The sequence below is a fragment of the Shewanella indica genome (genome assembly GCF_002836975.1).
Lineage (GTDB): Bacteria > Pseudomonadota > Gammaproteobacteria > Enterobacterales > Shewanellaceae > Shewanella > Shewanella indica.
The window spans coordinates 274,981-301,719 of record NZ_NIJK01000029.1; the positions used below are offsets into that span (position 1 = coordinate 274,981).

The 26,739-nt window shown below is 56.8% G+C and carries 22 protein-coding genes and 1 riboswitch; of the genes, 17 read left to right on the forward strand and 5 right to left on the reverse strand.

The genetic code is table 11. The annotated features are described in order from the left end of the window. Positions 1-8: 8 nt before the first annotated feature. On the reverse strand, positions 9-2,288 hold the full coding sequence (phsA, locus tag CX650_RS10225) for a thiosulfate reductase PhsA (protein ID WP_101095733.1): 2,280 nt from the start codon (positions 2,286-2,288) through the stop codon (positions 9-11). A 553-nt stretch (positions 2,289-2,841) separates the two neighbouring features. Between phsA and CX650_RS10230 the strand changes: the two genes are divergently transcribed. The 4 genes from CX650_RS10230 to CX650_RS10245 all read left to right on the forward strand — a co-directional run bounded on the left by CX650_RS10230 (position 2,842) and on the right by CX650_RS10245 (position 8,108). Then, complete coding sequence (locus CX650_RS10230; protein ID WP_025010197.1) at positions 2,842-3,168, forward strand: c-type cytochrome; 327 nt, start codon at positions 2,842-2,844, stop codon at positions 3,166-3,168. Between the two features lie 365 nt (positions 3,169-3,533). Next, entirely contained in the window at positions 3,534-5,261 is a 1,728-nt protein-coding gene (locus CX650_RS10235) for a DUF3373 domain-containing protein (protein ID WP_071476790.1), read from the forward strand. Positions 5,262-5,273: 12 nt separating this feature from the next. Continuing rightward, a complete protein-coding gene (locus tag CX650_RS10240; RefSeq protein ID WP_101095734.1) occupies positions 5,274-6,674 on the forward strand; it encodes a tetrathionate reductase family octaheme c-type cytochrome in 1,401 nt (466 codons plus the stop codon). Positions 6,675-6,965: 291 nt separating this feature from the next. Then, the gene (locus CX650_RS10245) at positions 6,966-8,108 is read left to right on the forward strand and encodes a putative sulfate/molybdate transporter (protein ID WP_101055982.1); all 1,143 of its coding nucleotides are present in this window, start codon (positions 6,966-6,968) and stop codon (positions 8,106-8,108) included. Positions 8,109-8,139: 31 nt separating this feature from the next. On the opposite strand, the gene CX650_RS10250 is transcribed toward CX650_RS10245, so the two are convergent. Further along, positions 8,140-9,906 (reverse strand): sensor histidine kinase, encoded by a 1,767-nt coding sequence (locus CX650_RS10250; protein WP_101095773.1) that lies wholly within the window; start codon positions 9,904-9,906, stop codon positions 8,140-8,142. Positions 9,907-10,142: 236 nt separating this feature from the next. On the opposite strand from CX650_RS10250, the gene CX650_RS10255 reads away from it, so the two are divergent. Both CX650_RS10255 and CX650_RS10260 read left to right on the forward strand, forming a co-directional pair. Further along, a complete protein-coding gene (locus CX650_RS10255; RefSeq protein WP_226685048.1) occupies positions 10,143-10,760 on the forward strand; it encodes a response regulator transcription factor in 618 nt (205 codons plus the stop codon). 107 nt (positions 10,761-10,867) lie between these two features. Continuing rightward, the gene (locus CX650_RS10260) at positions 10,868-12,913 is read left to right on the forward strand and encodes a TonB-dependent receptor (protein WP_101095735.1); all 2,046 of its coding nucleotides are present in this window, start codon (positions 10,868-10,870) and stop codon (positions 12,911-12,913) included. 118 nt (positions 12,914-13,031) lie between these two features. Here the strand turns inward: CX650_RS10260 and CX650_RS10265 are convergent, their stop codons facing one another. Both CX650_RS10265 and CX650_RS10270 read right to left on the reverse strand, forming a co-directional pair. Then, a complete protein-coding gene (locus CX650_RS10265; protein ID WP_039033548.1) occupies positions 13,032-13,562 on the reverse strand; it encodes a response regulator transcription factor in 531 nt (176 codons plus the stop codon). Beyond that, positions 13,559-14,851, reverse strand: coding sequence for an ATP-binding protein (locus CX650_RS10270; RefSeq protein WP_373296801.1), 1,293 nt, complete (start codon positions 14,849-14,851; stop codon positions 13,559-13,561). Before CX650_RS10270 ends, CX650_RS10265 begins: the two co-directional genes overlap by 4 nt. A 225-nt stretch (positions 14,852-15,076) precedes the next feature. On the opposite strand from CX650_RS10270, the gene CX650_RS10275 reads away from it, so the two are divergent. The 11 genes from CX650_RS10275 to CX650_RS20395 all read left to right on the forward strand — a co-directional run bounded on the left by CX650_RS10275 (position 15,077) and on the right by CX650_RS20395 (position 24,282). Continuing rightward, a complete protein-coding gene (locus CX650_RS10275) occupies positions 15,077-16,969 on the forward strand; it encodes an alkaline phosphatase D family protein (protein WP_101095736.1) in 1,893 nt (630 codons plus the stop codon). A gap of 88 nt (positions 16,970-17,057) precedes the next feature. Continuing rightward, the gene (locus tag CX650_RS10280; protein WP_101095737.1) at positions 17,058-17,960 is read left to right on the forward strand and encodes a helix-turn-helix transcriptional regulator; all 903 of its coding nucleotides are present in this window, start codon (positions 17,058-17,060) and stop codon (positions 17,958-17,960) included. A 215-nt stretch (positions 17,961-18,175) separates the two neighbouring features. Continuing rightward, entirely contained in the window at positions 18,176-19,021 is an 846-nt protein-coding gene (locus CX650_RS10285; protein WP_229799874.1) for an urease accessory protein UreD, read from the forward strand. 15 nt (positions 19,022-19,036) lie between these two features. Further along, on the forward strand, positions 19,037-19,339 hold the full coding sequence (gene ureA / locus CX650_RS10290; protein ID WP_039033550.1) for an urease subunit gamma: 303 nt from the start codon (positions 19,037-19,039) through the stop codon (positions 19,337-19,339). A 13-nt stretch (positions 19,340-19,352) separates the two neighbouring features. Continuing rightward, positions 19,353-19,673 carry an urease subunit beta gene (locus CX650_RS10295; protein ID WP_101095739.1) on the forward strand — a complete coding sequence of 107 codons (321 nt, stop codon included), beginning with the start codon at positions 19,353-19,355 and terminating at the stop codon, positions 19,671-19,673. Then, entirely contained in the window at positions 19,670-21,373 is a 1,704-nt protein-coding gene (gene ureC / locus CX650_RS10300; RefSeq protein WP_101095740.1) for an urease subunit alpha, read from the forward strand. Before CX650_RS10295 ends, ureC begins: the two co-directional genes overlap by 4 nt. A gap of 35 nt (positions 21,374-21,408) precedes the next feature. Beyond that, positions 21,409-21,939: an urease accessory protein UreE gene (gene ureE, locus CX650_RS10305; RefSeq protein ID WP_101095741.1), complete on the forward strand. Its 531-nt coding sequence runs from the start codon at positions 21,409-21,411 to the stop codon at positions 21,937-21,939. Next, a complete protein-coding gene (locus CX650_RS10310) occupies positions 21,929-22,672 on the forward strand; it encodes an urease accessory protein UreF (protein WP_101055975.1) in 744 nt (247 codons plus the stop codon). Before ureE ends, CX650_RS10310 begins: the two co-directional genes overlap by 11 nt. Before the next feature lie 8 nt (positions 22,673-22,680). Continuing rightward, complete coding sequence (gene ureG, locus CX650_RS10315) at positions 22,681-23,301, forward strand: urease accessory protein UreG (RefSeq protein WP_101055974.1); 621 nt, start codon at positions 22,681-22,683, stop codon at positions 23,299-23,301. Between the two features lie 112 nt (positions 23,302-23,413). Then, positions 23,414-23,926 (forward strand): GNAT family N-acetyltransferase, encoded by a 513-nt coding sequence (locus tag CX650_RS10320; protein WP_101095742.1) that lies wholly within the window; start codon positions 23,414-23,416, stop codon positions 23,924-23,926. A gap of 173 nt (positions 23,927-24,099) precedes the next feature. Next, complete coding sequence (locus tag CX650_RS20395; RefSeq protein WP_224865825.1) at positions 24,100-24,282, forward strand: hypothetical protein; 183 nt, start codon at positions 24,100-24,102, stop codon at positions 24,280-24,282. Between the two features lie 469 nt (positions 24,283-24,751). Here CX650_RS20395 and CX650_RS10330 read toward each other — a convergent pair whose 3' ends face one another. After that, positions 24,752-26,332, reverse strand: coding sequence for a Na+/H+ antiporter NhaC family protein (locus CX650_RS10330; protein ID WP_101095743.1), 1,581 nt, complete (start codon positions 26,330-26,332; stop codon positions 24,752-24,754). An 88-nt stretch (positions 26,333-26,420) separates the two neighbouring features. After that, a riboswitch (Lysine riboswitch) is annotated at positions 26,421-26,592 on the reverse strand. Positions 26,593-26,739: the final 147 nt, after the last annotated feature.

Here is a 26,739-nt window from a genome sequence, read left to right on the forward strand (position 1 = left end):
GCCTCCCCTTATGCCTTTTCCAGCTTCACACCTGTGGTGTGTACGTTCATACCGCACACAGGTGCAGTCACGTTGGGCAGCAGGTTGCCGCAGTGCACGCCCTTACCGGTCGCCCGTGCCAGCTCCTTGTTCTTGGAACCAAAGCCCATATAGGCGAACACAGTGTCGGGACGTATGCCCTTGGTCACCAGCGCATGACCCTCTTCACTGCCGACACTGGAAGTGAGACGAATGGCGTCCCCATTCTCAATGCCATGCTTGGCGGCAGTGTCAGGGTGGATCCAGACGGCGTTATCGGACATCAGGTTAGCCAGCATAGGCACATTGTGGGTCGCACCATTGGTATGCACTGCCACCTTACCCTGGATAAAGTAGAGCTCGTCCGGTTGCTTCAGGGTCACTTCGCGATAGGCGATAGTGCCACGGCCAGGCGCCATGTCTTCTACCTTGGCGGAGGTCAGTTCAATCTTGCCGCTGGGGGTCTTGAACTTGAGCGCGCTACCATAAGTACCATCTTCATCCATGCCCCTGGCGTTGGGGTAGGCGGCGACAAAGTCGGCCACCATCTTGGGTTCACGCAGCATCAGCGGCTTGCCGTAGCTGACAAAGCCCTTGTCCTTGATGTGCTGTAACAGCTGGGCGTCTTTATTCACCTGCAGGAATTGCAGGGTTTCCATGTTTTCCCAGGGATAGTACTGCTCCAGGCCCATCTCTATGCCCAGTTCACGGAAGATTTGCCAGGAAGGCTTGGCATCGCCAATCACATCTACCACTTGCTGACGCAGGTAGTAGGCCGGATTCTTGCCGGATTTGTCGGCGACCTCTTCATCCCGCTCCAGATAAGTACACTCGGGCAGTATGATGTCGGCCCAGGCGGCGGTTTCACTGATGTAAACATCACAGGAAACCACAAACTCCAACTTCTTCAGACTTTCAACCACCTTGGCACGGTCGGTCATGGTCTGCATAGGGTTGGTACGGCTCATAACCCAGGCCCGTAGTTGGTAAGGCTTGGCTTCCAGAGTTGCATCTATGATTGACTGATAGATACCACCACCGGACCAGGCCATGGCAAACTGCTCATCCATCTGGTCGATGCGTTTGGCTTGCGGCTTGGGCAGTTTAACGCCTGGCTTACCCAGCTCAGGAGCCACAAGCTCACCGGCAAACTTGTTGTAGCCACCGGCCTTCTTGCCCATGTAGAGGCCACCCTTACGCTCCAGGTTGCCGATCAACACGTTGGCGGCATACAGCGCCCGGCGCATATCGAACTCTTCCGGAGTGAAAGTAGATCTGTGGCCAAAGTCGACCACGGCATGAGGCGCTGCAGCGGCGTACTCGTGAGCAATACGGCGGATGTCGGCGGCAGGCACGTCGGAAATTGTCTCGGCCCACTCAGGGGTATAAGCCTTGACCTCGGCGGCAAACTCTTCAAAACCCACAACATAGCGCTCAATAAAGGCCTTGTCATAGAGGTTGTCGGCAATCAACACATGGCACAGCGCCAGGGCTACGGCCACATCCGAACCGGGACGAATGGCATACCACTCATCGGCCTTGTCGGCCACCACAGAGAACCTGGGTTCAAACACCACCAACTTGGCGCCTTTGTCAGCCTGGGCCTTCATCATTCCCCGGGTTTCGGACATATTGATCCCCTCATAGAGGTTATGACCGAAGTTGATGATGTACTTGGAGTTGGAGAGATCCCGCTTCACCTTGGTACCGAACATCGCCTTGGCGGCAACCACATAACCGCCCGGGCAAGTGGTGTTATGGGTAAAGGAGTTGGGGCTGCCGTAAGCCTGACCCAAATAGAACAGGTGTCCGGACAGCGAACCTGACTTGGAGGAAAATGCCACGGCTTCAGGACCATGGTCGGCCTTGATTTGATTCAGCTTGCTGGCGATGGTTTGATAGGCTTCCTGCCAGCTGATTTCGGCCCACTTGCCTTCGCCGCGCTCACCGACGCGCTTGAGTGGTTTGACAATCCTTTGTGGATCGTACAATAAACTGAGGCCGGCGCCGCCACGGGCACAGACCTTACCGCCGAATGATTTGGCTTCTTTGTTGCCAGAAATAAAGACGTTTTTGCCGTCGATTATCCGCGCCGAAATCGGGCAACGGGTCGAACACATCTCACACATACTGGCAACTTCAGTGGCACTGCCGGTCAGAGGGCTGCGCCCCAAAGCCGCCAGCGAACCGGGCAGAACTCCGGCCAGGGCACAGGTTGCCCCTCCGGCTCCAGCCCCTTTCAGAAAGGTGCGCCTATCAAGCTCTATCATGGTTTACCTCCATCCTCTCCCCTCGGGGAAAGGTCGCTCACACAGGTTATTGTTTGAATGGGATTCCGCTTGACTACAGCGGCTTAAGCTCATTGTTTACCCATTAAATTCCTGTGGGTATTGTGGTAAACCACATAGGGGGAGTGAGTGTGATCCAGCCCCCGCAAAGATGCCGGAAAGGACATGAAAGTGTGAGGGTAATCCAGCCTCTAGCCGTTAAAAAAAAGCCATCACAGGCACCAAACTGATTAACAAAAACCACTTTAGAGATAACAAATATTCACAATTGTTAAGCCGATCACGCTCATAAAATCAGCCAAAACAACAGTGATGATTTCTGATCAAAAAATAAAATACAATAAAATCAAATAATTAAAAACAAAACCATCATCTCAATTAGATTTATTTCAATGATATTTTTATCAATTAGATTATTTTTATGGAAGTGATCCAGTTCAAAGCTGACGCACCTCAGGATTGCTAAATTGACAACCGCAAGGACACATAAAATAACAGCCCATTAACGGAGCGGGCGGTCACCCCAGAGGAATAGATGATGAACACCAGCAGCAAACTCGGCCTTCTGCTTTTAGCCTGCGCATTGGCCACAGGCGCCACCGCAGCCGACGGCGGCAACCCCAAGAAAGGCAAACACCTGTACAAGAAAGTCTGTAAAGAGTGTCACAGCAAAGCAGGCATAGGCGGCGAACTGACTCCCATGAGCAAGACCATGAGCCAATGGGACAGATTCTTCGCCAGAGACAAACACAAAGCCAAACCCGAGGCGTTTCAGCCTTTAACAGAGCAGGAACTCAAGGATATTCAACAGTTCCTGTACGACCATGCCGCCGACTCGGATCAACCCCAGACCTGCGGTTGATAGCGCGGGAAGGTGTGAATAAGTCCTCGTGGCACTCTGGCTTGCACAGCAATTGGCGTTCAAGGCATCTGGCTGAAGGCATGCCGGGGCCTGTCGAAGTCGGATAACGCAGAGAGCCGGTTGCTGTGAAAGCCCCAAAGGGCGTGGCTTACAGGCCTGCCTGCTGTGTTGTGCTTCTTGCAAAGGACTAGGCCATTTGCTGCGAACCACGCCTTGCATCCAGGCCTGTAAGCCGACGCAGAGCACACATGGGACTTGTTCGCACCTTCCCATAATCATTAACAGTCAGTAAGCCAAGTATGGGGTTACCCCAGGGCCGCTTGCTGCCTGAAAACGACCGGCAAGGCCGGTCAGGAGAATCTACTATGCGTACTCTTATCGCTCTGGCGGTGGCCCAGGCACTGGGTTTGGCTCTGCTGGGCAGCCCCCAGCTTCAGGCCGGGGAACTGGATGACAGCACCAAGATCCGCGAGCTTAAACAGCAACTGCAGGAGATCACCGAAGAGCTGGATATACTCAACAGCCGGGTGGACAAGACAGAGCGGCACACGGCGCTCGATCGACTGGAGATCAGCGGCGACTTTCGTACCCGAGCCCACTCGCTGCACTATGGCAATGTCACCTGGCATCCGGCGATCAAGATGGACTTCAACGACTTCGGCGCCAAAGCCATGGCCGGCGAACTGGGCAACCCCATGGATCCCTCCTCGCCCCTTGGCAAGATGATGGCTGCCAACCCTGAGCTGGCCAACGCCTTTGCCCAGGGGCAACTGCAGGGCGTTATGCCCTATGTGCTGGCGCCTTATCGCAGTGGCGACATAGACAATGACATCTTCTACACTACTCGGCTACGGCTCGATCTCAAGGCTAAGGTGTGGGACAACGTCAGCTTTGCCGGACGCCTGACCATGTTCAAGGACTGGGGCGATTCCACCGGTGTGCAGGTGTTTGATTCCTGGCGCTCTTTCACCATGGACGGCACCAACTCAGGCAACCCCAGCGGCGACTGGCTGCGGGTCGAGCGCGCCTACTTTGACTGGAAAAACATCGGCGGCAGCGAGTTTTATCTGTCTGTCGGCCGTCGTCCCTCCACCTATGGCCCACCGAGCCACTACCGGGAAAATGAAAAACGTGGCGGCACCCCTTCCGGACACCTGGTCAACTTCAACTTTGACGGTGCCACTCTGGGCTACAAGCTTGGAGAGCTCACCGGGATAGAAGGCCAGGTGGTGCGTTTCTGTTACGGTCAGGGCTTTGAGTCCCAATGGGGCAATGGCGAGCTTTATGGCGATACCGTCAGCAAGGACACCCATCTGGGCGGTTTCAACATTGATGTGATCAACGACGGTAACCACTTCCTGCAGTTGACCCTGTTTGCCGCGCGGGATATCAACGACGGCTTCAAGGGCACCATGGCCTTCCCCAACGAGTTGGCCGGAATTTTCGCCCCCACTCTATACAGCGATCTGCAGAAATTCGACAACTTCAACTTTGTTACCCGGGTGCAACCCAGCGGGGTCATAGGCGACATGTATCTGGGCGGCCTGGGCTATGCCTATGAGTCCGATGACGATCTCAAGCTGTTTGCCTCCTTCGGTTGGACCCGCGCTGAAAGCAACGGCAACGCCGGCATGTTCGGCGGCATGTTGACCGACGCCGTGTTTCAAGCAGAGCTCAACAGCAGTGGCGATGAACTGCTGATGGTGCCATCCAGCGCCGAGTCCGATGCCTCCCACGATGGTTACGGCATCTATATCGGCATGCAGATCCCGGCGCCTTACGGCAAGTTCGGTCTGGAGTACAACTATGGTTCCAAGTACTGGACGCCCTTCACTCAGGCCCAGGACGACCCGGTCGGCAGCAAGCTGGCCACCCGCGGCCATGTGGCCGAGGCCTACTACATCTTCGATATCAACCCCAGGATGTTTATCAAGCTGGCGGGGCTCTACTACGACTATGAATACACTGGCTCGGGCACGCCCGTGGGTGCACCTGTGAAGGTGGATGATGTACTGGACGGCAGCGCCTATTCGCTATTGCCCGTGGTGGATACGGCGCTGGATATCAACGCCTCACTGACAGTGAATTTCTAGGGAGGAACACAGATGAAAACATTTTATCTGCCATTTATAGCCACGGCACTCTGGCTCGGCCTCCTGAGCCAGGCCCAGGCCAGCAGCCCCCACAAAGAGGTGCTCAAGGGCCCCTTCAACACAGGCTCGGAAGTCACCCAGGCCTGTCTTGAGTGCCATGAAAAGGATGCCGATGACTTTATGCTGTCATCCCACTGGACCTGGGAACTGGAGCAGAAACTGCCCGGACGCACAGTCGAACGGGGCAAGAAAAACTCCATCAACAACTTCTGTGTTTCCATTGCCGGTAACGAGCCGCGCTGTACCGGCTGCCATGCCGGTTACGGCTGGAAAGACAACAACTTCGACTTCAAGGACAAGACCAAAGTGGACTGCCTGGTGTGCCATGACACCACGGGTACTTATGTTAAAGATCCCGTTGCAGCCGGTGAGGTATTCAAGACAGTAGATTTGCTGCGGGTCGCCCAGAATGTCGGCAAGCCGGTGCGGGATAACTGCGGCAGCTGCCACTTCTATGGTGGCGGCGGAGATGCGGTCAAGCATGGCGACCTCGACTCTTCCATGGCCTACCCGGACAAGGCCACGGATGTACATATGGACAGCGACGGCAACGACTTCCAGTGTCAGGACTGCCACACCACCCAGAAGCATATGATCAGCGGTAACGCCATGGGTGTGTCCCCCGGCGGTGAAGATCATATCGGCTGTGACAATTGCCACGACAGTGCACCACACGGCAACAAACAGCTGAACAAGCACGCAGCGACCGTGGCCTGTCAGACCTGCCACATTCCCTTCTTTGCCCGCCATGAGCCCACCAAGCTGCACTGGGACTGGTCAACTGCCGGTGAAGACAGGGAAGAGAGCCTGGATCAATATGGTCGTCACAGCTACGCCAAGAAAAAGGGCAGCTTCGTTTGGGGCAAGATGGTCAAGCCCAGCTACGCCTGGTACAACGGCCGCGCCGATGCCTATATGGCCGGTGACAAGATGGATCCCGAGCAGGTCACCCGTCTGACCTTCCCCTTGGGTGACATTCAGGATCCCAAGGCGAAGATCTACCCCTTCAAGGTACACACAGGCAAGCAGGTGTACGATAAGGTCAACAAGGTGCTGCTCAATCCCAAGACCTATGGCAAGGGCGGTTTCTGGTCTGAGTTTGACTGGGATAAGGCGATTCGCTTAGGGATGGCCGCCAGCGAGCCCATGCAGGCCAAGGGCATCAGCTACAGCGGTCAGTACGGCTTTGCTCAAACCGAAATGTGGTGGCGTATCAACCACATGGTCTCGCCCAAGAGTGAAGCGCTCAAGTGCGCCGACTGCCACAACGGCGGTGACCGCCTCGACTGGCAGGCGCTGGGCTATGAGGGCGACCCCATGAAGCACAAAGGCGGCGCTCGCCACGCCCGCTGATCCGATTCAGGCAAGCCCTGAAGACCGGCTCCCGCATCTCCCTGCCTCCCGGGAGCCGGTCACTCTCATCTGGTACTCTCTCATCTGCCACTCTCTCATCTGGTACTCTCCAAACGAGATGCCACTTATCCCCAAAAAAGACATTTAGACCCAGAATCGGGCCAAAGTGTCCAAGCGGCACTACACTGAATTAGACTATGACGGTAAATTCGGGTCATTGATGATGCAACTCCCTACAAAAAATGGCATTTTTCTTGCGTTGTCTGGGCATCCTTTTCTGTGGCAAGTGCAATGACAACAAACGGCAAGACTTTTTCCTCATTAAACCGCTCCCTGGGTGAGCTTAGCGGCGCCTTTGCCGATCTGGGAACCTTTCTCCCTCTGGTGCTTGGGTTGATAGCTCTGAATCAGTTTTCTCCCCAAGGCATTTTTCTCGGTTTCGGTCTCTTTGCCCTGGCCACAGCCCTGTTTTATCGCCGCCCCATTCCCGTGCAACCCATGAAAGTGATTGCCGCCCTGGTCATCGCCCAGGGGCTGACACCTGGCATGATGCAAGCCAGCGCCATGCTGATGGGAGTAATACTGCTGGTACTGGCGGCTTCCGGCGCCATCAGTTGGCTGTCGCGGCAAATATCCCAGGCTATCAGTGTCGGCATCCAACTGGCCATAGGGCTGCAACTGTTGTGGATGGGCTTCAAGATGATGGCCGACGAGCCTGTGCTGGGATTCGGCGCCTTCGCACTGATTTTCTTTGCCCGCTTTATCCCGTTGCGCTATCTGGCCATGCCCTTGGTGATTGCCCTCGGCATGCTATGGCAATACCAGCAAGGCGGCAGCGACAGCAGCTTTGTGTTCAACAACACGCCTTGGCACTTGAGCTGGCCCGAGTTAAATGACTGGGGAGCCGCGGCAACCCTGTTGGTGCTGCCGCAACTGGCGTTGACTTTAACCAATGCCGTTATCGCCACCTCAGTAATGGCCAAAGAGAAGTTCCCCGAAGACAGCAAGCGTTTCAGCCCCAAGGCCTTTGCCACCAGCTCTGGCCTGGCCAATCTGCTGCTGAGTCCCTTCGGTGCTTCGGCCATGTGCCACGGTGCCGGAGGGTTGGCGGTGCAATACCATTTCGGTGCCCGCCGCCTGTGGGCGCCGCTAATCTTCGGCGGCAGTTGCCTGCTGATAGCCCTCTCCTGGGGGGAAAACGTGGCCTGGCTGCTGAGCCTTATTCCGCTGGCTATTCTCGGTAGTCTGCTGTCCACCGCCGGCTTGCAGTTGGCCTGGTCCAAACGCCTCTTGGACGGCAAGCCTTTCTGTATCTTTGTTATCCTGGCGACCGCTGTGGTGAGCCTGGCCGTCAATGCCGCCGCCGGTTTGGCTGTAGGCGTGGTATTGGAGTTCGGCCGCCGTCAGTGGCAAACCCTTGGGGCACTGCGATAAAGCCGACACCAGCGACTTGAGTCAAGGATAATCATTCATTCCGGGATGGTGCCCCCATAGGCAGCCACACCCGCACTCGGCAACCGCGGCACTCGCGGCGGTTTTCCAGCTCCAGATGACCATTATGCTGAGTCACCACGTCGCGGCAGATAGCCAATCCCAGCCCCAAGCCATCCTCCTTGGTGGTAGCAAAAGACAGCATCAACTCCGCCGCCGAGGCGCTGAGGCCTATGCCTGTATCCAAGAGTTCCAGCAGCAGCCACTCTCCCTTGGTCCCGGCTGCGGGGGGCGCAGCCTGATAGTCGAGTTTGAGCTGGATCTCCCGTTTACCCGAAACTTCATCCAGGGCATCCATAGCATTTTTCAACAGATTAACCAGCATCTGACTCAGCCCTACAGCATCCCCCAGCAACGGCCGCTCCGACCCGCGGCGACTTATTTTGAGCTCGACGCCCTGCTGCTCCATCGGCCGCTGAAACAGCGCCAGTGCATCCCTGAGCAGTGACTCTATCACCACTGGCTCAGATTCGGCCCGGCGCCGACGCAGCAAACCGCGAATACGATGCACCACGGCCCCTGCGCGGATAGACTGATTATTGATCTTGGTCAACACCTCACGCATGGCATCGGCGCGCTCGCCACAGCCCTCGGCAGCGCGCTGCTCCAGCACCATCATGGCGCCTTCACTGTATTGGGTAATAGCGGCAATCGGCTGATTGAGCTCATGCGCCAGCCCGGCACCAATTTCGCCCAGAATAGCGGCACTTTGCATTCGTTCCAGTTGCAACTCTTTGTCCCGCAGTTGTCGCTCTGTTGCCAACAGGAATTCACTCTTCTGGCGAAACTTATATTCCAGCCACAGGTGGTAGAGAGTGGAGATCAGGAACAGTAACAGCAGCGCTCCGCCCCACTCCTTGTTCTTGCGTACCCAGTCGATGGCGGCTTCATACAGAGGAGGTGGGCCGCCGTGAAGATCCAGCTCCTCATATAGTTTGATCACCTTGAGCTGACTGATAGGAGCTGTCCAGCCCATGGTGTCGGCCTTGATCGCCGCTTCAGAGTCGGAAGGCAAGTCGAACAGCGCCCGGGTCACCGCTTGGGTGATATGACTGGGCACCAGATCAGAGGCGGCAAATGACCAGTTGGGATAGAGGGCGCTGCTGGTCTCGCAGTCATACCCCTCGGGCTTGACGCCGTTGATTACCCGATAGTCCTGACGTTGCACCAAGCCGGTTTCCACCATCTCCTCAAGGGTACAGAAGGGAGTAATGGCGGCATCGACAGTGCGGTCACGCACCTGGTAAACCAGAGGCTCCAGCGGAAACCCCAAAAAACGCACTTCGCCGAAAAAACGCTTGGCAGCAAAGCCACGCTTGTTGAGCAAGCCTACTGTCGCCTGATATCCCCCCAGCGCCTGAGGATCGCTGGCCACCACAGTAGCACCACGCAGCTCCTCAATATTGCGCACCGGGCTGTCGGCCCGCACTATGATAGCCGAGCTGATAGCAAAGGTAGTTCCCAGGTGCTTGCGACTACGCATGGTAGCCAGCCATGACAGGGGCAGCTTGCTGCTGAGGCTAAGGTATTGCCCTGGGTTGGTCACGATAAAGTGGATCCTGTGCTCCAGCAATTGCTGGCTCATTTGATCAAAGGTCAGCGGTTCGACCTCGAAGCGATTTCCTGGAAGTTCTTGGCTGAGATATTGCATCATGGGGCGCCATCTCTCTTTGGCTTGAGCCACACCATGATTGGCCAGCACTCCGACCCGAAACACGGCCTCTATGGGCTCGTCACCCATTTCGGCATCGGTCGCCGGTTCATACAGTTGCGCCGAAGCCGAAGCACACCCGGCCCCCAACAACAGTATCAAGATTAATATTCTGGCCATTCCCACTCCCCTTTTATCCATGAAGATAAGCTAATACAGACAGCAAAAAAATAACTTGATGGAGGGCAAATGTCGGCCAACACCTCAGTGATCTGGCTCTAAAAGCCAACAACCGAGTTTGAGCCTCACCACGACAAAGATTAGGATTGGCTTATTCACCTGAGAGAGGCAAGTATGTGACTGACGTAGCGCTTTATTTGGTGGACGACGATGCCGCCGTCCGGGATTCACTCGGCTTTATGCTGAGCCAATTCGGTTATCAGCTGCAAGCCTTTGACAGCGGCCAGGCATTTCTCCAGGACGCTGAGTTGGAGGCGCCAGGCTGCGTGATCCTCGACAGCCGCATGCCTGAACTCACAGGCCAGCAGGTACAACAGAGACTACTGGAGGCCAACAGTCCCTTGGGGATCATCTTTCTTACCGGCCATGGCGATCTGCCAATGGCCGTTGACGCCTTTCGTCAGGGAGCCTGCGACTTTTTCCAGAAACCCGTGGCCGGCAAGGCGCTGGCCGCCGCTATCGAAAAAGCCTTCGACTACAGCCTCAAGACCCATGAACAGCAACAACTGCAGCAGAAATACGCCACCCTGACCGAGCGCGAGCAGCAGGTATTGCAACTTCTGGTGCAGGGAATGACCAATAAACAGATGTCCGAAGCTCTCTATCTGTCGCTGCGAACCATAGAGGTACATAGGGCCAAGATCATGAAAAAGCTTGGCGTCCACAGTATTGCCGAACTGATCAAGTTCACTCCCTTGGTTTGACTCCCATCCCGGGTGCGACAGCTTGTCGCACTTTGGTTGTTTAGCTTTGCCCCGCCCGCGCACAAGACCCAGAATGGGTCACCCAAAACAACCAAAATCAATAAGATATGCGCTTTTCACCTTCTCCTCTCGCTCTGGCTTTACTGCCTATAATCGGTCTGGGCACTGCCGCCAAGGCCAGTGATTCTCCCATGGAAGTGCTGGTGGTGCGCGGCAGCGTACAGAGCAGCGTGCTGCAGACCTCGCCTGAAGCCACCGCGCCCAAGGCCGATATCAGTGGTCTGCTCAAGTCACTGCCCGGCGCCAACGTCAACAGTAACGGCCCACTAACCGGCATAGCCCAGTACCGAGGCCTCTTTGGCGATAGAGTCGAAACCCAGGTCGGCGGCATGAGCATGGCCGGCGCCGGTCCCAACGCCATGGATACTCCCTTGAGTTATGCCGTGCCTGTAATCACAGAGCAACTCGAACTGGATCGCGGCATAGCCCCAGTCGCCAGCGGCGTCGATACCTTGGGTGGCAGTATCCGGGTAGTGGAGTCCCAGGCCCGTTTCGATGAAGTCAGCGGCCTGGTCAGCGGCCAATACCAGCATAATGGCGAGCAGAGTCGCATCGGCGTCAAGAGCAACTTCGGCGGCGAGCGTCAGGCACTCATGCTGTATGGCGACTTGTTCAAGGGCAATGATGTGCCCGAGAGCGGCGATAACCACAGATTACTGCCAGGGGTCTACGACAAGCAGGTGTTCGGCGGTGAATACAGATTCAACCTGGCCGACAGCAACGCCGATGATGAGTCGATAGCCTTCTCGTTCCAGCATCTGGAAACCACTGATGCCGCCACCCCGGCGCTGCCGATGGATATCGACTATATCCGCACTGACAGATTCAAACTCAGTGGTGAGCACCTGCTGGCCGATTGGCAGATGCGCTGGCATCTGGGCTACAGCGATGCCCGTCACGGCATGGACAACTTCAGCCTACGGATGAAAATGCCTACCATGGCACCGCGCTACACCATAGCCGACTCCAAGAGTTTCGACGGCCATTGGCAAATGGCGAAAGACAGCTGGGAATTTGGCTTTGATTGGCGCCATGCCGAACACGATACTGTGGTGACAGACCCCAGCAACAGCAAGTTCCGGGTGGATAACTTCAACGGTATCAACGACAGTGTTTATAGCCTCTACGCCCAATGGCAACAGGATTTTGGCCGCTGGAGCTGGCAACTGGGCAGCCGGGTGAAACACTACAGGTTTGATGCCGATGCCGTGAGTCACTCTATGGCGGCCATGAAACCGGCAATCAAGACCCTGATGGACAGATTCAATCAGGCCGATCGCAGCCAAAACGATACCGGGCTGGACTTGGTGCTCAACGGCCGCTTCGAAATCGACAATGAGCTGGATGCCATAATCGGCCTGGCACGAAAACAGGCCAGTGCCAGCTATCAACAGCGCTATCTCTGGGTGCCGATGCAGTCCACCGGCGGGCTGGCCGATGGCCGCACCTATGTGGGCCAGATGGACCTGGATCTGGAAACCGCCTGGCAACTGGAGCTGGGGCTGGATTTACACCGTCAGGGTTTCAACCTGACCCCTAGGGTGTTTGTCCAAAGGATAGACAACTATATTCAAGGCCTGCCCACGGATGATCCTGCCGTTATCGCCGCCGGCGATGCCAACACCTTGGTGTTCAGCAATACCGACGCCCTGCTCTACGGCATGGATATCAACGCCCACTGGCAGTTGCATGAACAGTGGAGCCTGGATCTGCAAGCGGCCTATACCTATGGTGAGCGCCGCGACGTGGAAGACAAGCTTTACCGTATCGCCCCGCCTAACCTGACTCTGGGACTCAACTGGGATCAGGGCAGCTGGTTTGCCCGCCTGGAGACAGTAGCGGTTGCCGCCCAGGATAAGGTCTCGGCCACTCAGCTGGAGCAGGAAACTGCAGGCTATGGCTTGGTGAATCTGGCGACCGGTTACCGCGGTGACAGCTTTATGCTCAAGGCCGGAGTCGATAACCTGCTGGATAGAGAATATGTCGATCATCTCGCCGGTTATAACCGGGTAATGGGCGGTGATATCGCCGTCGGCGAGCGCTTACCACAACCCGGTCTCAACGCCTGGGTCATGGGCGAGTACCGTTTTTAAGGGCGCCACGGTTGCCCGCTTAAGGGTTCATCCTCACCGTGCTCCCGCAAGCCGTTGAGATTTCCACTGCAATTGAACCTGCCCCGGCCTTTTCTCGTCTCGGAAGGCCGGGATTTTTTTAAGCAACAGGCTTCTTGGCCAGCTTACGTTGCAGGGTGCGGCGATGCATTCCCAACTGGCGGGCGGTGGCCGAGACATTGCCCTTATTGGCATTGAGTACCTGCTGAATATATTCCCACTCCAAGCGCTTGGGGTGCAGCGGGGTTTCATCAGGCAAGGATGAAGCCGTATGGGGTTTAGGCTCGACTTTGAGTGCCGCCAGCAGTGTCCGGGTGTCGGCCGGCTTGGCCAGGTAGTTATCGGCCCCCAGTTTCACCGCCTCCACCGCAGTGGCTATGCTGGCAAAACCGGTGAGCAACACAATACAGGCCTTGGGCAGGCTGGCTCGCAGCGGTACTATCAGGCTAAGGCCGTTGCTTTGCGCCAATTTCATATCCAGCAGCACATGGCTCGGCTGCCAGCTGCGGGCGCTGAGCAGTGCTTGGCTGGCATCTTCGGCATGGCAGCACTCAAAATCATGCCGCTGCATACGCCGTGTCAAAATGGCCGCCAGCGCCAAGTCATCTTCGACTATCAATAGCCGCTTCATGCCGCATCTCCTTTAATGGCAGAAACCGGCAATAAGGGCAGACTGATACGCGCTTCACAGCCCTGTGGGCCGTTGTGCAGCACCAGCTCGCCCCCCAGCTTCTCCAGACTGGCGTGACTCAAGAGCACGGCAACCCCCATACCTGTGCGGCTCGCCACCGGCATCAGTCCAAGCTCACCCAAGAGATGGGCCTCTATGCCGCGGCCATAATCCTTGATGTTAATTTCAAGCCGAGTGTCACCGAGCGAATCGAAGCCAATTTCAACCTTGGGCTCGCCTATATTGTTAAGGCTAGCCTTGGCAGCGTTATCCACCAGCGCCAGCAGCGCCGGCAATAGACTGGCATCTGTGATAATTTCACGTTCAGTCAGGCCAGCAGGCAGGGTGAGACTGAAATCCACCTCGGGCATCAACAGCATGAGTTGCTGGCGCATATTTTGCCCCAGTGCCGCCAATGTCACGGCCTGGCGGCGACGCTCACGAATCGATTCAGTGGCGCGGCGCAATTCATTGAGTGTGACTTCACAGCGGGACAACGCCTGATCCATTTGCACCTGCGCTTCGGCATCCAACCCCTCTTCCATGGCTTCATCCAGCAGTAATCTCAGGCTCGCCAGTGGCGTTGCCAACTGGTGTGCCATCTGCGCCGAAGCTGTGCCCAACGCCAGCAGCTGTTCCTGCCGCAGCTGATTTTCCCTCAGCCAACCGAGCTCGGTATCCTGGCGTCGCAGACGACGGCTTATCAGGGCGACACTGGTGGTCAACACCAGTGCCGACACCACAAAGTTGAGCCACATCCCCAGGAAGTGTGAACTCATATCCATACCCTGATGACGGATATGGCCTTCCGGCAAGCTTAAGATCATCAGGCTATAGGCCAGAGTCGACAACGCAGCCAGGCTCCAACTGCCCCAGGCGGGCAAGGTGACCGCCGCCAGCGCAATCGGCACCAGCAGCAGCGAAATAAAGGCATTGGTAGCACCACCGGAAAACCACAGCCAGGAGATCCAGAACAGGGTGTCCAGCAACAGGGCGATAAAGATACCGGCACTCTGACGATAAAGAGGATGACGCAACCACAGGGTCAAGGCCAGGTAGGCACTTTCCAGCCCGAACACCCACCACAAGGGTTCAGGTTGCAGCGTCAGGCCAAAGGCGTCACTGCCGAGCAGGGTCAACCCCAATTGCAGCAGCAACCCCAAAACCCGCAGCAACGCCAGTTGATCGGCCGCCGCCAGGCCACCGGTTCGGCCAAATAAGCCAGTCATTCCCATTGGGGTACTTTTCATCCGTTTATCATCCGAAAACCTGCAAAGGCATTGAATCGGCAGGTATACCAAGTTGGCTATGGCATTGCGAGGCTCTGGAATGTCAATGTCTGCCGTCGACGCCTCGGCACGGCCGCTTTACATCATTAACAAGGCTTCACATTTTAGGGGCTTTTCAAAGCCAAAGCACTTGTTTACCCTGTGGATTCACCCTTTTTCATTCCTGAGAGGCTGCAGAACCCGCCGATGACCACTTCCTCTTCCTTGCCGCTGATCCTGGCCGGCCCGATATTGCGCCACTGTGACCGGGACCATTTCACCCTCTGGTGGGTCAGCAGCAAACCGTTGAGCCCGCAATTAACGCTTAAGTTGAGTCACAAGTCGGCGCCCTTGCCGCTGAATGAAGAACAAGTGCACCGAGTACAACTAGGTAAACACGCCTGGCAGTATCTGCTGCATCTGGAAGTTCCCGGATTACTGCCCCAAGGGCAAGCCGTGGGTTATAGCTTGGAAGATGCCGATGGTCAGTCGCTGTTCGCCGATATCGAAGGTCTGTGTTATCCGGACAAATCCTCCCCCGAGCTGGTGCTGCAGCCCAGGCTGGATCGTTTGCTGCACGGCTCCTGTCGCAACCCGCACCATCACAGCGGTGATGCACTGGTGGCGGCCGATACTCTGCTGGAGCAGAACAATGCCCCTGCCGAGCGCCCGGCGCTACTGATGCTGAGCGGCGATCAGCTCTATGTCGATGACGTGGCCGGCCCCACCCTGGTGGCCATTGCCCAGGTAATCGAGCTGCTGGGACTAAAGCAGGAAAGCTTTAGTGACGCCCCACTCAAAGACTCGGCGCAGATAGATTATGGCCCTGACTCCCTCTACCAAAGGCCAAAACAGCTCTTGCCCCGTACCCAGTATCCGGCCAAGACAGCACTTTGGCGCTGGTATATCAATCACCCCATATTCACCTCTTCGATGGCTGAAAACCATCTGCTGAGCTTCGCCGAAGTCACGGCCCTGTATCTTTTAATCTGGTCACCGGAACTGTGGCAGCAACTGGAACTGCCGCAACAGTTGCCCGGGCTGAACGGTAAACGGGCACAGGAGTGGCAGAACCAGTGGCAACACTTATTGGAGTTCAAGGCGGGCCTTGGCAAGGTTAGGCGCCTTTTGGCGCATCTGCCCACCTATATGATTTTCGATGATCATGACATTACCGACGACTGGAACCTGACGGCCCGCTGGGAAGAGGCCGCCTATGGTCACGCCTTCTCCAAGCGCATCATAGGCAATGCCTTGCTGGGGTACACCCTGTTTCAAGCTCTCGGCAATCAACCCAAGAGGTTTACCGACTTTTTCGAAGATCTGAGCGGCCTCTATCTGGCCGACAGCGAGCGCCAGGATGCCCTGATAGACAAGCTGCTCAAGTGTGAGAACTGGCACTACACCCTGGATACTCACCCCAGAATGGTAGTACTGGATACCCGTACCCGCCGCTGGCGCAGCGAATCCAACCTGGCCAAGCCTTCCGGACTGATGGACTGGGAGGCGCTGATGGATCTACAACAGGCGCTGCTGGGGCAGGATAAGGTCATCATAGTTTCGGCGGCGCCGATTTTCGGGGTCAAGCTGATTGAGGCTGTGCAACGCACGGCCACTCTCATCGGTGCTTCGCTGCTGGTGGACGCCGAAAACTGGATGGCACACCCCGGCGCCGCCAACGCCCTGCTGTCGATCTTCATGCACAGACGTACCCCGCAGGAGTTTGTGATCCTCTCCGGCGATGTGCATTACTCCTTTGCCTATGACATAGGGATCCGCTTTCGCCGTGCCAGTCCCAACATCTACCAGATCACCGCCAGCGGCATCAAAAATCAGTTCCCGGAAAAGCTGCTGCCTGTGTTTGATAAGCTCAACGGTTGGCTCTATGGGCATTTCTCGCCGCTCAATCTGCTGACCAAACGCAAACGCATGTCGATCCGCGGCCGCCGCCCCAATGGAGCCCCCAGCAAGCGCCTGGTCAACCAAAGCGGTATCGGCCTTCTGGAACTGGCAGAAAACGGCGCCCCCAAGCGGATAGCCGTACTGCACGCCGATATGAGCCTGACCGAGTTTCAAGCCCCCAAAGACAGTCGCGACTGAATCCCGGGGAGCGGATTTTGATCTGCCCGGCTTGGTGACAAGCCGGCTCAGGTTATAATGCAGGCATTCATCCCGGCTCAGACTCACGATGCAATACCGACATATAGACTCATCCAGACATCTAGAACTGCGCGAATTTTATATAGATAGCGTGCTTTTGGTGCGTCTGTACTCGGGTCGTGGCTGGGTCAGTATCAATGGTGAACGACTGAACGTAAACCAGGATACTCTGCTGATCATTCCCCGTTTTGCCCACATCTCCTGTCATATAGAAGCGGCGCAGCAACCGCTGACGCTACAAACGCTGACGCTGGATGAAGCTTTGCTGGAAGAGTTGGCCGTCGACTATCTGCCGGGCCAATGTCAGACAGATGGTCACTATCGCCGCTACGCCCTGAGTACGCCGGATGCCGCCAGAGACAACTTTGAACTGCTGCGGCTCACCCATGAACTGGTAAACCCAACCCCCCAGGCCCCCTGTCTGCTACGCCAATGTCAGTATTTTATCCTCAAGGCGATACTGGCCGCCGGAGTCGATCTGTTCAATACCCTCAGAGTCAAATATGACGAACCCAGGGAAAGAGCGCTGGCACGCCTGATCATGACAGATCCCGGTCATAAATGGACCCTGGAACAAGTCGCCGCCCGTCTGTATACCAGCCCGGCCACACTCAGGCGTCACTTGCAACAGGAAGGCTACAGTTTCAGTAAGTTATTGCTGGAAGTGCGCATGGGGGTGGCTCTCAACTATTTGACCTTCACCGACTTCCCGGTCAGCCGGGTCAGCAAGCTGTCCGGGTTTCACAGCCCGGCCTATTTCTGCGACAAGTTCAAGCAGCATCAGGGAATGACACCGCTGCAGTTTCGCAGTCATTCCCGCAGCGGCAACGACATTCTGGCGCTGTTTGCCCTCAAGGATAGCGGCTCACCTGGGCACAGACGTCCATCACTGGTGCTGGCGGAACCTCCGGAAACAACAACTGCGAAATAAAATGAGCAGATAACGAAATGAATTCGCTTGGGCGACTCTTGTCGCCATGCTTGACAACTCCTATGATCTCCGGCGTCCGTCGACCTTTCTCTCTTCGCCCTACCGCTTAGTTTTCTGCGGTGCATCCAGGGCGTGGTCGACGCCGAACTGATCGAAATCGAGTCCAACTTTCAAACAACTAGATGCCTTTTGACAATTCCTGGGCAGGGGTAAGTGTGTCTGTAATTCCTATAACGCATGCCAACTGGCGTGCCCGACTCTATCTGCGCTATGGCCCCAGACGGGGGCAAACCCGGCTGCTGCAAAGGGAACAATTTGGTCCCTTGCTGGTGCAACGCCCGTTTCAGGCCGAAGCCGGGGTCTGCCACACCTATCTATTACATCCACCGGGCGGTGTAGTCGGCGGCGACCAGCTGCAAATTATTATCGCCGCCGACAGCGGTGCCCACAGCCTGGTAACCACTCCGGGCGCCGGTAAGTTTTACCGTAGCGGCGGCCAATATGCGGCTCAGCAACTGCAACTGCAAGTGGCCGATGGCGCCCTGCTGGAATGGCTGCCCCAGGAAACCCTGTTTTTCCCCGGTGCCTGTGCCCGCCTGGAAACCCGCATAGAGCTGGTCACAGGTGCACGCTTCATCGGCTGGGAGATGCTCTGCTTCGGTCGCCCTGTGCTCAAGGAATGCTTCAGCCATGGCGATATTCGCGGCCGCAGCCAAATTTATCTGGATGGCGAGCTGCGCCTGTCCGAAGGCCTGTTTCTGCAGCAGGCCGGCAACCCAGAGCAGTTGGCGGGATTGCAAACCTATCCCATGCAGGGCAACTGCTACGTTTTCCCCGCCGATGCGCAGTTGCTGGCGTTGGTACGCCAGGCATTGACGACCTTCGCCGCAGGCACAAACGACTTTGAATACGGTGCCACCCTGGTAGACGGCATTCTTTGTATCCGTTTGCTGGGACACCAAACCGAAGTGCTGATGACGGCCTTGATTGCCGTCTGGCAACAGATCCACCAACACTGGCACGGACGTCTGCCGCAGCCGCCAAGGATTTGGGCGACCTGATAGCGAGACCAGAAGATGGAATTGACCCCAAGAGAAAAAGACAAACTGTTGTTGTTCACCGCCGGGCTGGTGGCTGAACGTCGCCGGGCCCGAGGCCTGAAGCTGAACTACCCGGAAGCGGTAGCCCTGATCTCCTGTGAAATCATGGAGCGGGCCCGCGACGGCAAGACGGTGGCCGAATTGATGAACTACGGCCGCACCATACTCAGTGCCGAGGATGTGATGGAGGGCGTCCCTGAGATGATCAGCGACATTCAGGTGGAATGCACCTTCCCCGACGGCACCAAGTTGGTGTCGATCCACGAACCGATAATCTGATTGGAGGCAGCGGATGATCCCGGGCGAATACCGCCTCAATGAGGCACTGGGCGACATTGAAATCAACACTGACCTGCCCAAGTTGAAAATTTCGGTGGCTAATCTGGGTGACAGGCCAATTCAGGTCGGCTCGCATTTCCACTTTTACGAGGTCAACCCCCAACTGGCGTTCGAGCGCGAGCAAACCAAGGGGTTAAGGCTAAATATTCCGGCCGGCATGGCAATCCGTTTCGAGCCCGGCCAGCAAAGAACCGTGGAGCTGGTGCCCTTTGGCGGTCGCCGGACCATTTATGGTTTTCGCGGCGCTATTATGGGCGCACTGGAGGCAAAATGAGCAAGTTATCACGACGGGCCTACGCCGACATGTATGGCCCAACTAAGGGCGACCGGGTACGGCTGGCCGACACTGAGCTCTTCCTCGAAGTAGAGCAGGATTACTGCCGTTACGGCGAAGAGGTCAAGTTTGGTGGCGGCAAGGTGATCCGCGATGGCATGGGCCAGAGCCAGGCACTGGCGGCCGACTGTGTCGACTTGGTGATCACCAACGCCCTGATCTTGGATTACTGGGGCATAGTCAAGGCAGACATAGGCATTAAAGACGGCCGCATTCAGGCCATAGGCAAGGCCGGTAACCCAGATGTGCAGGATGGTGTCAACATAGTAGTTGGCCCGGCAACCGAAGTGGTGGCCGGTGAAGGCAAGCTGGTCACCGCCGGAGGGGTGGATACCCATATCCACTTTATCTGCCCACAACAGGCCGAAGAAGGTCTGGTCAGTGGCGTCACCACTTTTATCGGTGGCGGCACAGGGCCTGTGGCCGGCAGTAACGCCACCACAGTCACTCCGGGGATCTGGAACATGCACCGGATGCTGGAAGCCGTGGACTCACTGCCAATCAACATAGGCCTGTTCGCCAAGGGCAATGTCAGCAATAAGGAAGCACTGCGGGAACAGATAGCGGCCGGAGCCATGGGTTTCAAGATCCACGAGGACTGGGGGGCTACACCAGCCGCCATAGATCATTGCCTGCAGGTGGCCGATGAGATGGATGTGCAGGTAGCCATTCACTCGGACACACTCAACGAAGCCGGTTTCTATGAAGAAACCATTAAGGCGATCGATGGCCGGGTCATTCATGTGTTTCACACCGAAGGCGCCGGTGGCGGCCATGCCCCGGATGTGATCAAGTCAGTAGGAGAAGCCAATATTCTGCCGGCCTCCACCAATCCCACCATGCCTTACACAGTCAACACTGTGGATGAGCACTTGGATATGCTGATGGTCTGTCATCACCTGGATCCGGCCATTCCCGAAGATGTAGCCTTTGCCGAGTCGCGCATTCGCCGTGAGACCATAGCCGCCGAGGACATACTGCATGATCTCGGAGCCATCTCAGTGATGTCCTCCGACTCCCAGGCCATGGGCCGGGTCGGGGAAGTGATAATGCGTACCTGGCAATGTGCCCACAAGATGAAGCTGCAGCGCGGGCCTCTGACGGGAGACACGGAGCACAACGATAACCAACGCATTAAGCGCTATCTGGCCAAGTACACCATCAACCCGGCGATCGCCCATGGCATAGCCCATGAGGTGGGTTCGATAGAGCCGGGCAAACTGGCCGATATCGTGCTCTGGGATCCGGCATTTTTCGGGGTTAAACCCGCACTGGTGCTCAAGTGTGGCCTGACCGCTTACGCCCCTATGGGCGACATCAATGCGGCCATCCCCACTCCGCAACCCGTGCACTATCGCCCCATGTATGCCTGTTTTGGCCAGGCGCTGCACAGCAGCTCCATGCTGTTTCTGTCCAAAGCGGCCATCGCAGCGGATATCCCAGGTAAGTTGGGGCTCAAGAGTCGCATAGGTGAAGTGAGGGGCTGTCGCAACATAAGTAAAAAACAGATGCTGCATAACGACTATACCCCGGAGATCCAACTGGACTCCCAAACCTATGAAGTCAAGGCCGATGGTATGCCGCTGGTGTGTGAACCGGCCACTGAGTTGCCCATGACCCAGCGCTACTTCCTGTTCTGATATACAGGCCTTGAAACCAAGAGGAGCAAGTTTAGATGATCTATTTCTGTCAACGCCTGGAAGCCGATGAATGCCAACAGCTCCCGACACTGCAGCTGTGGCTGTCGATGGATGAGCGGGTTCGCAGCCGCCAAAGAGTGACCTTGAGTGACGGCAGCGAAGCCGGATTGTTTCTGCCACGCAGTACTGTCCTCAAAGAAGGCGATATTCTCAAGGCAGAAACGGGCGAGTTGGCCAAGGTTTGTGCCAAGACCGAGAACCTGTCCGTGGTCAGCAGTTCAGACCCACTGCTGCTGGCTCGTGCCTGCTATCACCTGGGGAATAGTCATGTGCCGCTGCAGATAACCCAAGGCCAATGCTGTTACCTGCACGATCATGTTCTGGACGAGATGATTAAGGGACTCGGACTCACGGTCAGCTATCGCCAGGACAAGTTCCAACCCGAGGCGGGAGCCTATGGTGGCAGTGCCCACGGCCATAATCACGGCCATAATCACTCCCATGCTCACGACCACAATCACGGCCATAGTCACGGACATGGTCACGACCACAGCCATGAGCACTAATATCAACCCAGGCCGGGTTCCAGCCCATGGGCAGCTGGGCCTTGAGCCTCAGACCAAGGCACCCGGCGAGCTTGGCCGCTTGCGCCTCTATCAGTTGGTGAGTCCGTCTCTGCCTGTGGGGGGCTTTACCTATTCCCAAGGACTGGAGTGGGCCATAGAGCGGGGCTGGGTCAAAGACCCTGTCACCCTGGGACACTGGCTGCAAAACCAACTTAAAGACAGCCTGGCCACCTTGGAGCTGCCCTTGCTGATGCGTCTGTGCCAGGCGCTGGCGCAAGAACACATCTCTGCGGCGAGCGACTATTGCCGATTACTGCTGGCCAGTCGCGAAACCGCAGAACTAAGGCAGGAAGAACGCCAGCGCGGTCAGGCCTTTGCCAAACTGCTGCCACAGCTGGGGATCCCACTTGCGCCCGAGGAGCGGGAGCTGGTGCTGCAAACCCAACTGGCGGCCTTTGCCCTCGCAGCCAAACACTGGCAACTGCCGACATATGAACTGTGTGAAGCCTATTGCTGGAGCTGGCTCGAAAATGCCGTCACTGCCGGCGTCAAGCTGATCCCCCTGGGACAGAGTGCCGGTCAGCAGCTGTTGCTGCAACTGAGCGCCGAGATCCCCGAGGCGCTGCAAAAGGCGCAAGACTGGCCCGAAGCCGATATCGGCAGTTATACCCCGGCACTGGCCATTGCCAGTGCCCGCCATGAAACCCAATACACCCGACTGTTTCGTTCATGAGAGAAAATATGCAAACAACCAAACAACCTTTGCGCATAGGCGTTGGCGGCCCCGTTGGTTCGGGCAAGACAGCACTGTTGGAAGTTCTGTGCAAGGCGATGCGTGACAACTACAACCTGGCCGTGGTCACCAACGATATCTATACCCAGGAAGACGCCAAAATTCTCACCCGCGCCGAGGCCTTGAGCGCCGACCGCATCATAGGCGTGGAAACCGGTGGCTGCCCCCATACGGCAATTCGCGAAGACGCCTCTATGAATCTCGCGGCAGTGGAAGAACTGACGGCGCGCCATCCCGGCCTGGATCTGGTCTTTGTCGAGAGTGGCGGCGACAACCTCAGTGCCACCTTCAGCCCGGAACTGGCAGATCTGACCATCTATGTAATAGATGTGGCCGAGGGCGAGAAGATCCCCCGTAAGGGCGGCCCTGGCATTACCCGCTCCGATCTGCTGGTGATCAACAAGATAGATTTGGCGCCCTATGTCGGTGCCTCGCTGGAAGTGATGGCCGAAGATACCACCAGAATGCGCCCCAACAAGCCTTGGGTATTTAGCAACCTCAAGCAGGGGCAAGGGGTGGCTGAAATCATCGACTTTATTGTCACCCAAGGCATGCTGGATCAGCACTGAGCCAGAGCAGTGCCTGCCACCTGGGCAGGCACTGTTTTTGATATCCAGTCCATTAGGTGGCACACCGACCGACTTGTGGCATACTCAGGCGAAACCACCTTGGGAGCCTAAGATGCATCTGTGTCACTGCCAACTTGAGCAACATGGCGAGGCGATACGCGCCATCTTCAACCATGCCATTGCCCATACCACAGCCCTTTATGAATACCAGCCAAGGAGCGAGCAGCAGATCCGCGACTGGTTCGGCGCCAAACAGCAAGGCAACTGGCCGATTCTGGGCGCCGAGGATGAGCAGGGACAACTGTTGGGATTTGCCAGCTTCGGCCCCTTTCGCGGCTATCCGGCCAACCTCTACTCGGTGGAACACTCTGTGTATGTGCACCCGGAGCATAGAGGCGAGGGAGTGGCGCGCTTTCTGATGCAGCATTTGATAAACCAGGCCCGGGAACGCGGCATACGCACCATGGTGGGCGCCATAGATGCCGGAAACCAGGCCAGTATTGCCCTGCACCTGAAGTTGGGGTTCAAACACTCAGGCACCCTGCCTCAGGTGGGTTATAAGTTCGACCGCTGGCTGGATTTGGCGTTTTATCAGCTTATGCTGCCGGGACCTGCCGAGCCCTAACCCTTTCGGGTACGAGTCGATTTTCATCTTATGCCACTGAAAAAATTCATCATTCCCGGGCAATCTGCTATCTGCGTCGCCATCTTCAAGATTTTCCGTATTCCGCTCAACAACTGAAGCTTGCCCATCGTAGTGCTCTGTGGAGTAGTACTGATAGCCACCTTGATTTGTTGATGAGCTACAGCCATCCCCATACCGCCATGGGTAGCCAGATGTACATCACCACCCCGCGGAGCCCCTCAGTGCGCGGCAAGGTCATAGATGTGCCCGTCACCCCCAACAAACTGCTAAAAGAGGGCGAGTGGCTGTTCCGGGTCAATCCGACTCCTTATCAAACAGAAGTCACCCGGCTGTAAGCCAGCCTGGAGCAGACCAAACAGGCAGTATTGGGGCTTGACGCTGTCTATAAGGCCGCCGAGGCCAGTCGCATCAAGGCCGAGCTGCTCTTCCGCGCTCTGCCGGGCAAGGTGTTTCAAGCCGAAGTGGTCGAAGTGCTGCCGGCCTTAGGTGAATCTCAGGTGCAGGCGCAGGGACAGCTCTATGGCTCGTCACAAATTCGCCTCAACGGCCAACCTCTGGTGAAACTCAAGCCGCTGGATGATCTGAGTCAGTATCATTTGCCACTGGGCACCAATGTGGAGATCGCCATCTATTCCGACAGCTTTGAGCATGTATCAATCATGCATAAGGTATTGATAATGAATGAAAAGCTGGCAAAACTATCTCTATCTGGATCACTGAGACTCCTTATCGACGCAAAAGCCTTTGGCAAGAGTAAAAAGCCCCGAGGGAAACTCCCGGGGCTTTTGGTATCCTATCTCAGCCTCAGCCGATGGCGGCCTCGGGAGCCGCCTGGAAGCGCCTGGCGTGATAGAGGCAGAAGAGTGCAAACCAGGCGGCACTCACCAGGAAACCGGCCAAGGTGGAATGCAGCAGCCCCATGGCCAGATACCCCAGCGCTGCCCCGAAGGCGACGGTCAGAGCATAAGGCAACTGGGTCAGCACATGATCTATATGGTGACAGCCGGCGCCGGTGGCCGACAGAATACTGGTACTGGAGATGGGCGAGCTGTGATCGCCAAACACAGCGCCGGCCAGCACAGCCGACAACATGGGCAGCAGGAGTTGAATATCGCTGGCGGCGGCCATATCACCGGCGAGCGGCAACATGATACCGAAAGTGCCCCAGCTGGTGCCTGTGGCAAAAGCCATAGCGCAGGAAAGCACAAACACCACCACAGGCAGCAGCCCTGTGGGCAGGTTGCCGTTGGCCAGGCTGGCGAGATATTTGCCGGTTTCCATGTCACGCACCACGGCGCCTATGGTCCAGGCAAACAGCAGTATGTTGATCGCCGGCAGCATGGCCATAACGCCTCTGGGGGCGGCACGCAGCCAAGTGGATATCCCAAGACCGAGACGCAGAGCCAACAGGCCGGACACCGCCAGGCTGCAAAGGGCGCCATAAACCAAAGACGAACCCACATTGGTATGTTCAAAGGCGCCCAGCACACTGAAGGCCTGACCATTGGTGGCCAATACCTGGGCCCCGGAGTCCAGCATAAAATAGATACTCGCCGCCGTCAGTGTCACTATAGGCAACACCATATCCAGCATGCCGCCGCGGCTGTCGGCCGGGGCTTCCATATCCAGCCCTATTGGCCGGCCCTTGGATTCATCCCAGAGCTTGCCTTCGAGCGCCCGCTGCTCATGCTGTCGCATCGGCCCAATATCCAGTTGGAAGGCGATCACCACCACCACCATGATCAGGGTAAATACCGCATAGAGGTTCATGGGGATCATCTGCACGAAGGCGGCGATCGGGCTCTGGTCTGTCACCCCATGGGCCACGAGTATGCCGCCCACCAGGGCGATGATATAGGCCCCCCAGGAGGAGATGGGCATCAATACGCATACAGGCGCCGCGGTTGAGTCCAGCAGATAGGCCAACTTGGCGCGGGAGATCTGGAATCTGTCGGTCACAGGGCGGCAAATGGGCCCCACCGACAGGCTATGGAAGAAGTCGTCAATAAAGAAGGCAAACACCATCAAGCCGGTGAGCGACTTGGCGCTCTTGCGGCTCTGGCAGCGCCTGGCGGCCCATTCGGCAAAGGCCCGGGTCGCCCCCGAGGCGGTCATCAAGCTGATAAGCCCACCCAGCAGCAGCATAAACAGCAGCATATTCAGGTTATCGCTGTTGGGAGCACCATCGACCCAGAAGATTTTCAGCACACTGTCAAACAGATAGCGCAGCGATTGCAGCGGTGAAAACTGCTGTAACATCAGGCTGCCGGCGACTATGCCTACTCCAAGGGAGAGCAGTACTCTACGGGTGATGATCGCCAGCGCAACCGCCAGCAGAGGAGGAACTATGGACCAGGGAGAGTCCGCAAAATGCATGATATTCATGATCTCTTTACACCTAAAACAACTAAGGTGGAGATCTACCGATAGGATCGAAGAAACTCAGACCAAGGAGGGCAGAAACTTCTCAGCTCCTTCAGGTAGCGCTCCATAGTGGATGACTATGGCAGTCCTGCACCTGTTAGATACAGAACCAGCAGTCAGGTTCGATGGCCTGGCTACTTCGGCGCCGACTCCTTTCCCCGGGCCTCAAAGGCATCACCCTCTTCCCGGTTACTCTTAGGCAGCGCGCCTCTACTCAAAGGTATTCGACTGGCATTCTAACTATCACGGCCCCAATAGCAAGCCGGATTGTGCCTCTGGCGGTAAATATCCCGCCCGGCGGGCATTAAGCCCAGGGTAAGTGACTCATGTCACGGCCTACAAATACCGGCACCGCTTGTTCATGAGCC